A 13,749-nucleotide genomic window follows, 5' to 3' on the forward strand; every position below is an offset into this window, starting at 1 on the left:
CGGGCCGCATTTGGCTAGTGTTGTAACTGCATTTTTTCAAGCATGAAGGCATTTACGCGGTGAACGTCATATTTCTCTTGCGCAATGGCGCGGCTTGTTTCGCCCATCTGTGCGCGTAACTCCCCCGACTCTGCCAGGCATTTCATCGCTTTCGCCAGATCGACGGCGTCGCGAGGTCTGACAAGCATCCCATTAATCCCGTTCTGAACCGTTTCACGACATCCAGGGGCGTCTGTCGTGACAATGGCCCTTCCACTGGACATGGCTTCGAGTACAGAGCGAGGCGTGCCTTCACGATAGGAAGGCAAAACAAACACGCTGCATTGCGCCAGATACGGTCGCACATCGCTGACGGAGCCGTGGTATTGGATAATTCCCTCTTGCTCCCATCCAGATACCGCAGCTGCGTTAATTCCAGAAGGGTTGGAATCAAGTGGGCCGACAATGTGAAAGGTTGCCTCAGGGTAGATCGGTTTGAGTGTACGAGCGGCCTCTACATACTCATTGATACCTTTGTCACGCAGCAGTCTCCCAACGAACAGAAAGCTCGGTTGAGAGGGCAGGGGAGCGACAGCGAAGCTCGCAGTGTCGACTCCCGATCCATTTACGATCCAGATCGGAAGGCCTGACTTCACAAGCCTCTGATCGATGAACAGCTGCCGATCATCAGGGTTCTGAAAGAATAAGCCATCCGCGAAACGTAGCCCAAACCGGTACAGGCCTGAGGCGACGCGATTCACAACAGCGCGACTGAAACTCGAGCTGACATCCGTGAATGCGTAGCCCAATCCGGTTATCAACGCATAGCTTCGCTTGACGCGCGTCAGCCGCGCCGCAAGCAATCCATATACCACCGGCTTGATCGTGTAAGCGAGCACCACATCGGGTTTGATTTTGCGCAGGCACCGGCTCAAATGCAGCAGGTAACGCAAATCCGCCAATGGGTTCAGCCCTGCGCGTGCCATGGGAACGACATGGTATGCGATGCCCTTTTCAGCCAGACGCTGGCGAACAGAATCATCCTCTTCTGGCGCAATGGCAGCGATTTCATGACCATTCGCTCGCATTGCATCCAGAAGATCTCCACGAAACCGAATCAACGACTCGGCGAGCCCGGCGATGACAACAATTTTAGACATGCTTGCCTACATGGGTCGTGTAGTAGTCCGCAGAACTCTTCAGTCCATCGGCGATACGATGCGTCGGAGCGTAACCGAGTAATGTTTGCGCTTTACTGATGTCAGCCTGGGAGTGACGAACGTCAGCGGCTCTGAAGTCGCGATAAGAGGGCTCAATGTCCTTGAGTTCAGCTCTGGCTACGGTGGCAAGTTCGCGGATGTTATAGAACAGCTCATTCAGGGTGGTCCGGTCACCTACGGCAACGTTGTAAACCTGATTGATCGCATCGGCATTTTGAGTGGTTGCAGCCAGCAAATTCGCTTGAACCGTGTTGGCAATAAAGCAAAAATCGCGGCTGGTCTCGCCATCACCATTAATGTGAATGGTTTCATCTCGCAGGAGTGCGCCAAACCACTTCGGAATTACTGCCGCATAGGCGCCGTCCGGATCCTGCCTTGGTCCGAATACGTTGAAGTATCGCAGGCCAATGGACTGCAAGCCGTAGCAGCGTGCAAAAACGTCCGCGTACAGCTCGTTTACGTACTTGGTCACGGCATAAGGGGACAACGGGCGGCCAATCCGGTCCTCTACCTTGGGCAAATCAGGGTGATCGCCGTAGGTAGAGCTGGATGCGGCATAGACGAATCGCTTGACGCCGGCATCACGGCTGGCGACCAGCATATTCAGGAAGCCATCGATATTCGTGCTGTTGGTTCGAGCAGGGTCTTCAAGCGAGCGAGGTACGCTGCCCAGCGCTGCTTGGTGCAGAACGTAGTCGACATCACCCGAAAGGGCCTTCTGGCAGTCTTCTGGCTTGCGGATGTCGCCGTGCACGAACTCGAATTTCGACCACGCTTGTGCTGGAACGGCTTGTTTCACCAAGTCCAGGTTACGTTGATGACCGGTTTCGAAGTTATCCAGGCCGATAACACGCTGATTCAGATGGAGTAGTGCCTCAAGCAGGTTCGAGCCGATGAAGCCGGCTACGCCAGTAATCAGCCAGGTTCGAGGTGACTTTTCCAGGTCTTGACGCAGTGTTTCGTAAGCGCTCATGCCAATCTCCTTTATAGACGCCAGAAACGGGCGCCCGCACTTTCAAGGGCTGATCCGTCGCATACGCCTTTGACGTCGATGACGACAGGTGCGGTGTGCATCAGGCTCAAGAACTGCTCGCTGCTCCAGCGTGCATAGGCGTCATGCGCCACTGCAACGACGATAGCTGCTGCGGGTTCCAGCTCGTTGATATCAATCAGTTTGACGCCATATTCATGTTCGGCTTCGGAGGCCTCTGCTTCCGGGTCAACGACCTGAACATTTACGCCGAACTCTTCGAGTTCACGAATGATGTCGATGACGCGGGAGTTGCGCAGGTCCGGGCAGTTCTCTTTGAACGTCAGGCCAAGCACGGTAACTTTGGCGCCGGCAATGGTGTGACCGGCGTGAATCATCTGCTTGATTGTCTGCTGGGCGATATAAGCGCCCATGCCGTCGTTGATGCGTCGACCGGCCAGAATAACCTGTGGAATGTAGCCAAGCTTTTCGGCTTTGTGTGTCAGGTAGTATGGGTCTACACCGATACAGTGACCTCCCACCAGACCCGGTTTGAACTTCAGGAAGTTCCATTTGGTGCCGGCGGCTTCCAGAACATCGAGAGTATCAATGCCCATGCGATCGAAGATGAGTGCGAGTTCGTTCATCAATGCGATATTCAAGTCGCGTTGAGTATTCTCGATAACCTTGGCTGCTTCGGCAACCTTGATGGATGCGGCTTTATATACACCCGCGACCACTACCGAGCTGTACACATCGGCGACAATATCAAGGGTGGCGATATCCTGGCCGGAAACCACCTTCATGATTTTGGTGAACGTATGTTCTTTGTCGCCAGGGTTGATGCGTTCCGGGCTGTATCCGACAGTGAAGTCCGTGCCGCATTTCAGGCCGGAAACGCGCTCCAGAATCGGGACGCAAATATCTTCGGTGACGCCGGGATAGACGGTCGACTCGTAGACAACGATGTCGCCTTTCTTCAACGCCTTGCCAACTGTCTCGGAAGCTTTCACTACCGGAGTCAGATCCGGCTGGTGTGCTTCATCAATCGGTGTCGGTACTGCGACGATGTGGAAATCCGCCTTTGCGAGAACATCGGTCTTGCTCGTAAACTCGATTTGAGTTTGTGCAAGCTCCTCGCTGGTGATTTCATTGGTACGATCCTGTCCTGATCGAAGCTCGCGCAGTCGGCTTTCGTTGATATCAAAACCGATTACCGGGTGTTTTTTGCCGAACGCTACAGCTACAGGCAGGCCAACATAGCCCAACCCGACCACCGATATCTTTCTCAGATACATGGATTTTTTTCCTCTGATAATAGGTTCTTGATTCAGTTGACTCATTTCCGATCGAGCCAGGCCTGGAACATCAGCACAGGCCAAAGTTGTTGCTGGAAATTTCCCTGCCCTCGGAGGTGTCTTTCCCATACGGCACGGATCGCTTCAGGAATGAAATATCCCTCGCGAGCAAGACGTTGTGGATCCAGCAGAGACTCGGCCCAGTCGCGCAGCGGGCCGCGAAGCCAATCGTGCAGTGGAATACCGAAGCCCATTTTAGGGCGCTCGATGAGTTCGCGTGGAACATACTGGTAGAGTAACTGACGCAGGATCCACTTGGTGTTGCCATCGCGAATTTTAAGCGACATTGGCAATGTTGAAGCAAACTCGACGATTCTATGATCGAGAAATGGTACGCGAGTTTCCAGGCTCACAGCCATTGCTGCGCGATCAACTTTGGCCAGGATATCGTCCGGAAGGTAGGTCAAAGTGTCCTGGCGCATCATCCACGAGGCGAAATCTCCGCTCTCAAAGCGCGCTATAGGGGAAAGGCTCGATCCGATAACGACGTCGGAAGCGTTTTGCCATTGCGAAACCACATGATTGTACATTTCGCTGGCAGTGTCGTGTCGCATGACACCTGCGAGTTTGTGAAGCTTGTCGCCAGGCAAGCGAACACGCAGGTTTGCGGGAATAAAAGGATTTAGCCCGCTTGCAATGTTGTCCCAACGGTTTGGCGACGCAGTCTCGATCATTCGAGAGGCAAGCTTGCGTACCGGTCCTGGGATTCGATTCAGCTTTTGCCAGACTTTTGGCAGAAATTGATAACGATTGTATCCGCCGAAAAGCTCATCGCCCGCATCGCCCGACAGGCTTACCGTCACGTGACTGCGCGCTAGTTGAGATACGAGATAAGTCGGTATCTGCGATGAGTCTGCAAAGGGTTCGCCATAGATATCCGGTAGTTTCGGTACTACGTTCAGAGCATCCGCACCAGTCACATACAGTTCGGTATGGTCAGTGCCAAGGTGGCGAGCCACTGCTTTCGCATGCTCGGCCTCGTTGTACCCGGGATTGTCAAAGCCGATGGTGAAGGTCTTTACTTTTTGCGTCGACAGCGACTGCATCAGGCTGACGATCAGGGTCGAATCGATCCCCCCGGAGAGGAATGCGCCGAGGGGAACGTCTGCAACCATTTGATCGCGTATGGTTGTGCGCATCAGTTCATGAAGTTGATCGATGGCATCAGCGTCCGATAGAGGTGCGCCGGTTTGGGCAGGCAGCTCCCAGTATTTTTGTGGCTCACCCAGCATGCCGTTTTCCACGGCATCACGGTCGATCTCGATCCAGGTGCCCGGAGGCAGCTTGTGCACGCCATCATAAATGGAGTGCGGAGCTGGAACGTATGCGAACTTCAATAGCAGCGCCAAGCTGTCGCGTGACACTTGCGCGTCAAAACTTGGGTGCGCATTCAGTGCCTGCAGCTCTGAGGCGAACAGCAATGCGCCGTTTTTCACCCCATAGTAAAGAGGCTTCTCGCCAATCCGGTCGCGGGCCAGTGTAAGGGTTTCGCGGCTTCGGTCCCATACGGCGATTGCAAACATGCCCACCAGTTGGCGGAGGGTTTCAGTGATACCCCAGTGTTCAAATGCCGCCAGCATGACTTCGGTGTCAGAATGACCGCGCCACGGTAGTGGGCTCGTATGCAGCGCGTCGAGGGATTTGCGTAGCGCCTGAAAGTTGTATATCTCGCCATTGAAAACTATGACATAGCGCCCGGTTGGGGATGTCATGGGCTGATGGCCGGCGGAACTGAGGTCCACAATCGCAAGACGGCGGTGACCGAGGAACAGGCCTGCGCCGTTGTTCCAGGCTCCTGCGTCATCCGGGCCGCGATGTAAGATGGTGTTGTTCATGCGGGTCAGGGCTGCCGCCCCGTCATACCTGCCTTGGCTGTTAGGGTGCCAGAACCCTGCAATACCGCACATGGAGCAATCTCATTGTAATCAAATGGTTGAAGGCTTATCGCGCAGAGTGGTGAAACTTCCGTTTTTGACCGCTAGCGCACAGACAATCAGGTAGAGGCTGAATATGGGCTGTCGGAGCATGAAGTGTGCCCCCGAAAAAAGCATCAATACGATAAGTACCGTCAGTGAATATGGATCTTTGGCCTGATACGCTCTGACGATCAGCCAGAGGTACAAAGCCGCAAATAACAGGACGCCTGCAATGCCAACCTGAGTAAGCATGTCGAAGGCCAGGTTATGAGCTTCCTCCTTGACCTTCGGGTCATTAAGGTAAGAGAAAGCGCCGGGGCCATGACCTATCAGGGGGGATTGAAGCCATGCTTCTGTCGCATGGATCCACAGAGTCTTGCGAACACTACCCTTGTTTTCGTCAAAGCCAACACCGATTACCGAGTCCGACTTGCCTGGCGCAGTTACCTTTTTGCTGACATGCGGGGCGGCTGTATTTTGGGTCGGAGTGCTGAACACGGACGATACCGTGCTAACAATCGAGGCTTCGACCGCCAAGAGTTTTTCCCGTCCCGGTCCGTCGATTATGAATTTGAAGGAGCCGAACGCCAAAACGAAGGCGCATAACATCGTGAACAATAACTTCCAATTTACCCGCTTCGCCCAAAGTGCGGTCACGATTGCCAGCAATGGCAGGCCAATCGTCCAGGCAAGCAGTAGTGCGTCGCTTCGTACGCATATTCCCAGAAAGAAAAAAGCCGACAGTAAAAGAAGATTACGTAGCCAGCGCAGTCCCTGCCAGTTCGAGTTGCGATGTACTGCCATCAGCCAGATCGGGATAGGCAGCAGAAGTAATGCGAGCTGGTTGGGGTTCGTGGACCACGCGGACAGGCGCGAAGGGTAGTCGGTGTTTATCCCGATAAATCTGGCCAACTCGTATGAGTCCGTCAGGAAGCAAATAAACGGTACGGTCAGTAATAGGGCGGGGACTACGCCAAGTGCTTTGATAAAACTATCGAATTCTTGCTGCGAGGCCTGATCCATAAAGGCCAGAGCCATAAGTGAAAAGCATGCGACGTATAAATAAGCCACGGCAGTGTGTGCACTGGCAGCACCTTGCAGGGGGCTGAGGAGTGCAGCCATTCCTGCGATTGCGATGAACCCTGCCCAGAACATCATTATGGGGTGTTTCAGGTATCTCAATGCGTGCTTGTATCGCAAAGCCCATAGCGTCAGTAAAACGACTACGAGCTCACCAAGCCCGACGGGAAGGTTCGCGAAGCGCAAGGCAGTTGCTACAGAGGCAAAGACGACTAACGCGGCGCCGATCGAGATGTAGTTCAGAGTTCGCATTATATCTGCCTCAAATCACGTACCTGTTTTGCCAAAGCGATCATCCCGACCATAAAAGCTCCAATAAGGAATAGGGTAGTCAGCGTGTTCGCCATGCTGTTGTAGCCTGAACAAGTCCAGAAAACACCTGCAGTTACTCCGAGCCAGGGTAGCAGACCGGTGACGGATTTCTTGATTGGGTTGGACAAGAGTATACAGTTTCGAATGTCTACGATAACGACCGCCAGCAGTTGTGAGACGAACCATGCCCAGCCAATTTCTTTGGTTGCATGGCCGTAGAGTGCAAATAACACTGCGGCGCCCGCCCCAATTGACAGTAGATTGACCAAAAGTGCCGTACCGGCGTCTCTTTGGGCCTGTAGAAATTCATATCCGAGTCGAACGTGTCCAGACATACATATGCCGGCCAGTAATCCTGCTGCAAAGGGCGCTGCATCCTGCAATGCAGGAACCCACTGAGCGAGCACTGGATAGAGCGCGATGCCGCAAAGGGTGAGGAGACCGTAGAAGAGCGCGCTGCCCAGATTCAGGTACAAAACAGTGTTTTTAAGCCAGACCCTTTTGTCGCGATCTGCCAGCCACTCACAAATTTTCGGATAAATCAGAACGGGATAAAGAGTGGCGACAAACCAAATTTTATTCAGGACATCGTAGACCGATCGGTATTTACCGAGTGTTTCGGCGCCGTAGGCGTGGCTCACATATATGGAGATGAACTCAGTTCCAAGGACCTGCAGCAATGCTAGTCCGACAATAGGAGATGCTTGACGGAACAGGGTTATGACCATTGGCCATTGTGCCGGTGCATGAAGTTCGGCCTGTTGGCGCCGCCAAAAAAGCCACAAAATCAGATAGTCGGGAATCTTTCTCAGTACGACGGCAGCAAGCACCCATTCTATCTGTTGGGTAGTGGCGGCAACGACCGCAACTGTAACAAAGCGACTTAGCTGGATGCACAATTGATATTGTGCATATACAAAATGTCGAGCTCGCAGAACATTCAGCATTTGAAAATACTGGCCCGGCAGTGCGAGTACATATTCCACTACCGCGGCGATACCAATCCAGTAAGCTAGATTCAGGCTGTCTGTCCGAAGCGGAAATAGCAAGGAAATTCCGTTGGCAATAAGTGGGCTTGCCACAAGCATGAGAAAGCCGGCCGTGATGTACGCCACTCGGGAAGCGTTAACGACGCGGGTAGCATCCACTTTTTTTGCCGAATGAATTGCGCTTACCGTCGACTTGGAAAGTGCCGAGTCCAGAAATAACAGGGTGCTCGAAAGAATGATATAAACAGAGTAAAAACCATATCCTTGAAAACCGATGTAGTAGACAAGGATTGGGATGATCAGAATGTTTAATATAAAATTCAAGCCATTGGCTGAGTAAAGCGCGAGAGATTTTTTCAGCCAACTGTTCATTCCATCTCCCTGTTCTCAATATGTAAGGTTCTCAACGTTCCGGTCTGGATCGCAAGGTGTGTTGTGATCTGTGGTGCGCGAGAATCGATTTCCTTTAACCCTCTCATCTATGTGCGAAGCATCCGGTCATCGTTCGATGGCGCGGTTGCGCGGAAATGCGAGCCAGGCCTTGGCTGTTGGCGTCATGGATGCAGGGCACGGAATGATACTGTATGGAGCGGCTCTGGCAAGTATCCTGAGGCAAGCGAGGGTGTGTGGCTTCTGGCTCCATGGTTGAAAAAAGATCCGTCCGGGATTGTGCTGTGAAAATAAAGCTGTCGAGCAAATCCAATTGACAGCATTTGAGCCTTGGTGCTTGCGTAAATCGCGGTTATGTGCATTGAGGGCGGGACTGTTATGGGCGGTGGCTGTAATCGTGATCCTGTGTACTTGTTCATTGCTTGATGGGTTAAGGGGGAGTGTCAAGATTTTTGCCCTTTGCCATCATTCTCAACCGTACAGCTTAGTGGTGGCGAATGATTACGAAAGTCAATGATGAATGCCTTGATGGATCAATGTTCGCTGCCGTCGTGGCTAACTGCCTTCATTTTTGGCTACTGTCGACGGCCGCTCAAATCATAAAATTTATCAGACGAAAGGGTGAAAAAACGATATCTCCATTTGTATTTTTGATTTAGATGGCGATTTGCAATGGTAGACGGAATATACTGTTCAGTGGTTGCTCTCCCTTTCTCTTGCAGGGCACTGCATCATTGATCCCCTGCGTTAATTACATTCATTCAGGTCAATAAATGTTCAAGCGGTTCATCGATATCAGTGCGTCTTTTTGTGCTCTCGTAATCTTGGCACCTGTGATGGCTATCGTTGCCTGGCACATCCGCAAAAAACTGGGCTCACCAGTCCTCTTCAGACAGGTACGTCCCGGTCTGGATGGCAAACCATTTGAAATGGTCAAATTTCGCACAATGCGCGATGCCGTGGACGCCAACGGTGTTCCACTTGCGGACTCCGAGCGGATGACTCCCTTCGGCAGCTTCCTGCGTGCCACGAGCCTGGATGAATTGCCTGAGTTGTGGAATGTCCTCAAGGGCGATATGAGTCTCGTTGGTCCTCGCCCGCTATTGATGGAATATCTCCCCCTCTACAGTCCAGAGCAAGGTCGTCGGCACGAGGTTCGTCCGGGCGTAACGGGGTGGGCGCAAATTAATGGTCGTAACGCGCTGAGCTGGGAAGAAAAATTCAAGCTGGATACCTGGTACGTTGACAATCGCTCGTTTCTGCTTGACGTGAAGATCCTGTTCTTGACGGTAAAGAAAGTTGTCATCAAGGAAGGGATCAGCGCAGCTGACGATGTGACGATGTCAAAATTTACAGGTAACAAATCTTGAAAAAGCTGGCGGTACTTGGAGCGAGTGGTCATGGCAAGGTGGTAGCTGATACTGCTCAGTGCAGTGGCTGGGATCAAGTTGACTTTTATGATGACGGCTGGCCAGGTCGTGTGCACAATGGTGTTTGGCATGTGGTTGGCGATTCTGCCGCACTTCTTGCCCGCTTTCATGAATATCAAGGTGTTATCGTCGCCATCGGCAATAACGCTGTCCGCAGTACGAAGCTCGCATCGCTGAGCGATATAGATGCTCCTATTGTGTCATTGATTCATCCGATGGCATTTGTAAGTCAATACAGCTCCATTGGGCCAGGCTCTGTGATTTTTGCGGGGGCGGTGGTCAATGCTGACGCGAAAATCGGCCGGGGCGCGATCCTCAACACCGGCTGCAGTGTCGACCATGATTGCATTCTGGGTGACACTGTCCACGTCAGTCCAGGGGCCAGGCTTGCAGGAGCCGTGAGCGTTGGAGACCGTAGCTGGGTCGGTATTGGCGCAAGTGTCAAGCAATTGATTACGATAGGTTGCGATGTGGTAGTGGGTTCTGGCGCGTCAGTGGTGAACAATGTCCCTGATGGTGTGATTGTCGTAGGTGTGCCTGCGAAGGCAATCAAGACTGCCTGAACCCAGATCGACTATGCTGGATTGCTTAGTCGCATGAGATGCAAGAAATTGATTCCACTGAATTTTCATCTTGAAATTAATGGGTATGGACTGTGCTGAACTCTCCCTTTTCTCCATGGCCTTCTTTTACTGAAGAAGAGGCCAATGCCGTGCGTGATGTAATTCTTTCCAATAAAGTCAACTACTGGACTGGGCAAGAGTGCCGAGAGTTCGAGAGGGAGTTCGCAGTCTGGAGTGGCACACGCCATGCTATCGCCCTGACCAACGGTACTGTCGCGCTGGATCTTGCTTTCAAGGTATTGAATATTGGCGGCGGAGACGAAGTTATCGTGACGTCCCGAACCTTTCTCGCGTCGGTCTCCAGTATTGTCAATGCTGGCGCAACCCCTGTTTTCGCTGACGTGGATCAGGATTCGCAAAACATCACCGCCGATACCATTTCAGCTGTTCTGACGCCGAGGACGCGGGCAATCGTATGTGTACACCTCGCGGGTTGGCCTTGTGATATGGATCCAATCATGGCCCTGGCAGAGAAACATTCTCTCAAGGTGATCGAGGACTGTGCCCAGGCCCATGGGGCAAAATACAAAGGGCGCCCTGTCGGCTCGATTGGTCACATTGGCGCATGGTCTTTTTGCCAGGACAAGATCATGACGACGGGTGGCGAGGGCGGGATGGTCACTACCAACGATCATGATTTGTGGGCGGCCATGTGGGCTTATAAGGATCACGGTAAAAGTTGGGAAGCAGTCTACGAGCGCGATCACGCGCCTGGTTTCCGCTGGGTGCATGAGAGTTTCGGTACCAATTGGCGAATGTTGGAAGTGCAAGGGGTATTGGGGCGAATTCAGCTCAAGCGTATGCCAGAGTGGCAAGAGTCGCGCTTGTCGAATGCCAGGAAGATTTGGGATACCGCTGCTCGACTCAAAGGTTTACGCGTACCGTCAACTACTGAGGATATTTCACACGCGGCTTACAAGTGCTACGTATTTGTCAAGCCAGATACTCTGAAAGCTGGTTGGGACAGAGATCGAATTATCAATGAGATCTCCAGTCGCGGCGTGCCGTGCTTCTCAGGTTCATGCTCAGAAGTTTATTTGGAGAAAGCATTCGATAATACTCCATGGCGACCCGAGCAGCGTCTGAAAGTTGCGAAGGAGTTGGGTGAAACCAGCTTGATGTTCCTGGTGCATCCTACATTGACAGACGATGAGATTGAAAAAACCTGTCAGGTATTGCGCGATGTAATGGAAGAAGCGCAAGCCAAGTGAATTTGCCGCGCATTTGTTTCTGGCGAATATTGGAATTGCTGTAATCGTCTAGAGCAAGAGTGTATTGAAAGGATGTTGATTCGAAGTGGGGCGAACATCAGGCGATAAAGCCTGTGTCGCCCTGTTTGTCTGATGACTTTGACCAGTGAGTCTGCAGGTTCAGGATCAGCTAGAGAATGATTTAGGTTGTACGAGGGAGTTATGGAAAGAGCACGAACATTCTTGTTAGGTCTGTCACGCAGGAAAAAGCGCTTGATTCAGGTAAGTTTCGATGTGCTGCTGATTTGGCTTGCTCTATGGATGGCATTTGTCGTGCGCCTTGGTATTGATGATCTGATCAATCCATTTAAAGAACATCGCTGGTTGTTTATCAGTGCTCCCGTCGTTGCAATTCCATTGTTTATTCGATTTGGCATGTATCGCGCGGTTATGCGATATTTTGGTAATGACGCCCTAATCGCCATCATCAAAGCCGTAAGTCTGTCTTCCCTCTTGCTGGCTGTTGTTGTGTACTGGTATAGCAACCACGCACCAGTAGTCCCTCGCTCGATCATTTTTAACTATTGGTGGCTAAGTCTGGTGCTGATAGGCGGATTGCGTCTTGCCATGCGCCAGTATTTTCTTGGTAACTGGTTTGCTGCTACGCAGCATGTGCCGTTCACCAATCGAGATGACGGTCTGCCCAAGGTTGCCATCTATGGTGCCGGCTCTGCCGGGAACCAGCTGGCAGTGGCGCTGCGGATGGGGCGTTTGATGCGTCCGGTAGCGTTTATCGATGATGATCGCGGTATTGCAGGACGGATCATTTCGGGGCTGCAGGTTTATACCCCAAAACATATACAGCAAATGATCGACACAACGGGTGCTCAGGAGATATTACTGGCCGTACCTTCCGCGAGTCGCGGGCGTCGCCGGGAGATTCTTAATTTTCTCGAAGACTTTCCTCTGCATGTACGAAGCGTTCCGGGGTTTATGGATCTTGCGAGTGGTCGGGTCAAGGTCGACGACATTCAAGAAGTTGATATTGCTGACTTGCTTGGTCGTGATGCAGTTCCGGCTAGAGAGGAGCTGTTCTCTCGCTGCATCGAAAACCAATGTGTTTTGGTGACCGGGGCTGGGGGATCTATCGGATCGGAACTATGCCGCCAGATTTTGAGCGCAAAACCGAAGACTTTGCTACTTTTCGAACACAGTGAGTTCAATCTTTACAGCATTGTGTCCGAACTTGAACAGCGAATCAGTCGGGAATCGCTGTTGGTCAAGCTGCTTCCGATTCTTGGGTCTGTGCGTCACCAGGAAAAACTTCTGGATGTGATGAAAACCTGGAATGTGGATACTGTCTATCACGCGGCAGCCTACAAGCACGTGCCTATGGTCGAGCACAATATTGCAGAGGGTGTCCTGAATAACGTTATCGGCACGCTTTATACCGCGCAAGCGGCTCTGCAGGCGGGTGTATCCAATTTCGTTTTGATCTCAACAGACAAAGCTGTCCGTCCAACCAATGTGATGGGCAGCACCAAGCGTCTGGCCGAAATGATATTGCAAGCACTCAGTCGTGAAACCGCGCCGACGCTGTTCGGATTTCTCGACAATGTATCCCAGGTGAACAAAACCCGTTTCACAATGGTGCGATTCGGTAATGTACTGGGGTCATCAGGCTCGGTAATTCCTCTTTTCCACAAGCAAATCAAATCTGGCGGTCCGCTGACGGTAACTCACCCGAAAATCACTCGTTATTTCATGACCATACCTGAGGCTGCACAGCTTGTTATTCAAGCTGGCTCCATGGGGCAGGGTGGGGATGTTTTTGTGCTTGATATGGGCGACTCGGTGAAAATTGTCGAGCTGGCAGAAAAAATGATTCATTTGTCCGGTTTGAGCGTGCGATCCGAAAAAAACCCTCATGGTGATATCGCCATCGAATTTACCGGATTGCGTCCTGGTGAAAAGTTGTATGAAGAGCTATTGATCGGCGATAGCGTAGTGGCCACCTCGCACCCGATGATCATGAGCGCGGACGAAGATCATCTGTCCTGGGATATTCTCAAAGGCAGAATCAGCAAGCTCTTATCAGCGATTGATAAGGACGACTACGCAACAGTGCGTCAGTTGTTGCGTGAGACTGTGAGCGGGTACACGCCAGATGGTGAAATAGTTGACTGGATCTATCAACAGCGACGTCTTGAACCTTGATCGGCGTGTGATGGCATATATGGCATATCTGTTCATCAGGCGCATGGCAGTGTGGTCAACTCAGGCTGGGCAGCT

The 13,749-nt window shown here is 52.1% G+C and carries 10 protein-coding genes; 4 read left to right on the top strand and 6 right to left on the bottom strand.

The features are described from left to right. Positions 1 to 14 precede the first annotated feature (14 nt). From CKW11_RS09235 to CKW11_RS09260, 6 genes are read right to left on the bottom strand one after another with little or no spacing between them, the layout of a single operon-like run. Positions 15 to 1,139 (bottom strand): glycosyltransferase family 4 protein, encoded by a 1,125-nt coding sequence (locus tag CKW11_RS09235; RefSeq protein WP_095137265.1) that lies wholly within the window; start codon positions 1,137 to 1,139, stop codon positions 15 to 17. Then, on the bottom strand, positions 1,132 to 2,172 hold the full coding sequence (locus tag CKW11_RS09240; protein ID WP_095137266.1) for an NAD-dependent epimerase/dehydratase family protein: 1,041 nt from the start codon (positions 2,170 to 2,172) through the stop codon (positions 1,132 to 1,134). The genes CKW11_RS09235 and CKW11_RS09240 overlap by 8 nt, the downstream gene beginning before the upstream one ends. Before the next feature lie 11 nt (positions 2,173 to 2,183). Further along, positions 2,184 to 3,512, bottom strand: coding sequence for a nucleotide sugar dehydrogenase (locus tag CKW11_RS09245; RefSeq protein ID WP_243753571.1), 1,329 nt, complete (start codon positions 3,510 to 3,512; stop codon positions 2,184 to 2,186). After that, the gene (gene asnB / locus CKW11_RS09250) at positions 3,509 to 5,434 is read right to left on the bottom strand and encodes an asparagine synthase (glutamine-hydrolyzing) (RefSeq protein WP_095137268.1); all 1,926 of its coding nucleotides are present in this window, start codon (positions 5,432 to 5,434) and stop codon (positions 3,509 to 3,511) included. Before asnB ends, CKW11_RS09245 begins: the two co-directional genes overlap by 4 nt. 18 nt (positions 5,435 to 5,452) lie before the next feature. Further along, positions 5,453 to 6,775, bottom strand: a complete 1,323-nt coding sequence (locus CKW11_RS09255) for an O-antigen ligase (protein ID WP_095137269.1) — start codon at positions 6,773 to 6,775, stop codon at positions 5,453 to 5,455. Beyond that, positions 6,775 to 8,196 (bottom strand): oligosaccharide flippase family protein, encoded by a 1,422-nt coding sequence (locus CKW11_RS09260; protein ID WP_095137270.1) that lies wholly within the window; start codon positions 8,194 to 8,196, stop codon positions 6,775 to 6,777. Before CKW11_RS09260 ends, CKW11_RS09255 begins: the two co-directional genes overlap by 1 nt. Before the next feature lie 791 nt (positions 8,197 to 8,987). Between CKW11_RS09260 and CKW11_RS09265 the strand changes: the two genes are divergently transcribed. The 4 genes from CKW11_RS09265 to CKW11_RS09280 all read left to right on the top strand — a co-directional run bounded on the left by CKW11_RS09265 (position 8,988) and on the right by CKW11_RS09280 (position 13,674). Then, a complete protein-coding gene (locus tag CKW11_RS09265; RefSeq protein WP_095137271.1) occupies positions 8,988 to 9,584 on the top strand; it encodes a sugar transferase in 597 nt (198 codons plus the stop codon). Beyond that, complete coding sequence (locus CKW11_RS09270) at positions 9,581 to 10,207, top strand: acetyltransferase (RefSeq protein WP_095137272.1); 627 nt, start codon at positions 9,581 to 9,583, stop codon at positions 10,205 to 10,207. Before CKW11_RS09265 ends, CKW11_RS09270 begins: the two co-directional genes overlap by 4 nt. Before the next feature lie 92 nt (positions 10,208 to 10,299). Then, positions 10,300 to 11,478: a DegT/DnrJ/EryC1/StrS aminotransferase family protein gene (locus tag CKW11_RS09275; protein ID WP_095137273.1), complete on the top strand. Its 1,179-nt coding sequence runs from the start codon at positions 10,300 to 10,302 to the stop codon at positions 11,476 to 11,478. Between the two features lie 201 nt (positions 11,479 to 11,679). After that, positions 11,680 to 13,674, top strand: a complete 1,995-nt coding sequence (locus tag CKW11_RS09280) for a nucleoside-diphosphate sugar epimerase/dehydratase (RefSeq protein ID WP_095137274.1) — start codon at positions 11,680 to 11,682, stop codon at positions 13,672 to 13,674. Positions 13,675 to 13,749: the final 75 nt, after the last annotated feature.

The organism is Pseudomonas sp. Irchel s3a10 (genome assembly GCF_900187525.1).
GTDB classification, from domain to species: Bacteria; Pseudomonadota; Gammaproteobacteria; order Pseudomonadales; family Pseudomonadaceae; genus Aquipseudomonas; species Aquipseudomonas koreensis_G.

Coding starts and splice junctions, on each gene's coding strand:
- CKW11_RS09235 (WP_095137265.1), bottom strand. CDS start 1,139: ATGTCTAAAATTGTTGTCATCGCCGGGCTCGCCGAGTCGTTGATTCGG.
- CKW11_RS09240 (WP_095137266.1), bottom strand. CDS start 2,172: ATGAGCGCTTACGAAACACTGCGTCAAGACCTGGAAAAGTCACCTCGA.
- CKW11_RS09245 (WP_243753571.1), bottom strand. CDS start 3,512: ATGAGTCAACTGAATCAAGAACCTATTATCAGAGGAAAAAAATCCATG.
- asnB (WP_095137268.1), bottom strand. CDS start 5,434: ATGTGCGGTATTGCAGGGTTCTGGCACCCTAACAGCCAAGGCAGGTAT.
- CKW11_RS09255 (WP_095137269.1), bottom strand. CDS start 6,775: ATGCGAACTCTGAACTACATCTCGATCGGCGCCGCGTTAGTCGTCTTT.
- CKW11_RS09260 (WP_095137270.1), bottom strand. CDS start 8,196: ATGAACAGTTGGCTGAAAAAATCTCTCGCGCTTTACTCAGCCAATGGC.
- CKW11_RS09265 (WP_095137271.1), top strand. CDS start 8,988: ATGTTCAAGCGGTTCATCGATATCAGTGCGTCTTTTTGTGCTCTCGTA.
- CKW11_RS09280 (WP_095137274.1), top strand. CDS start 11,680: ATGGAAAGAGCACGAACATTCTTGTTAGGTCTGTCACGCAGGAAAAAG.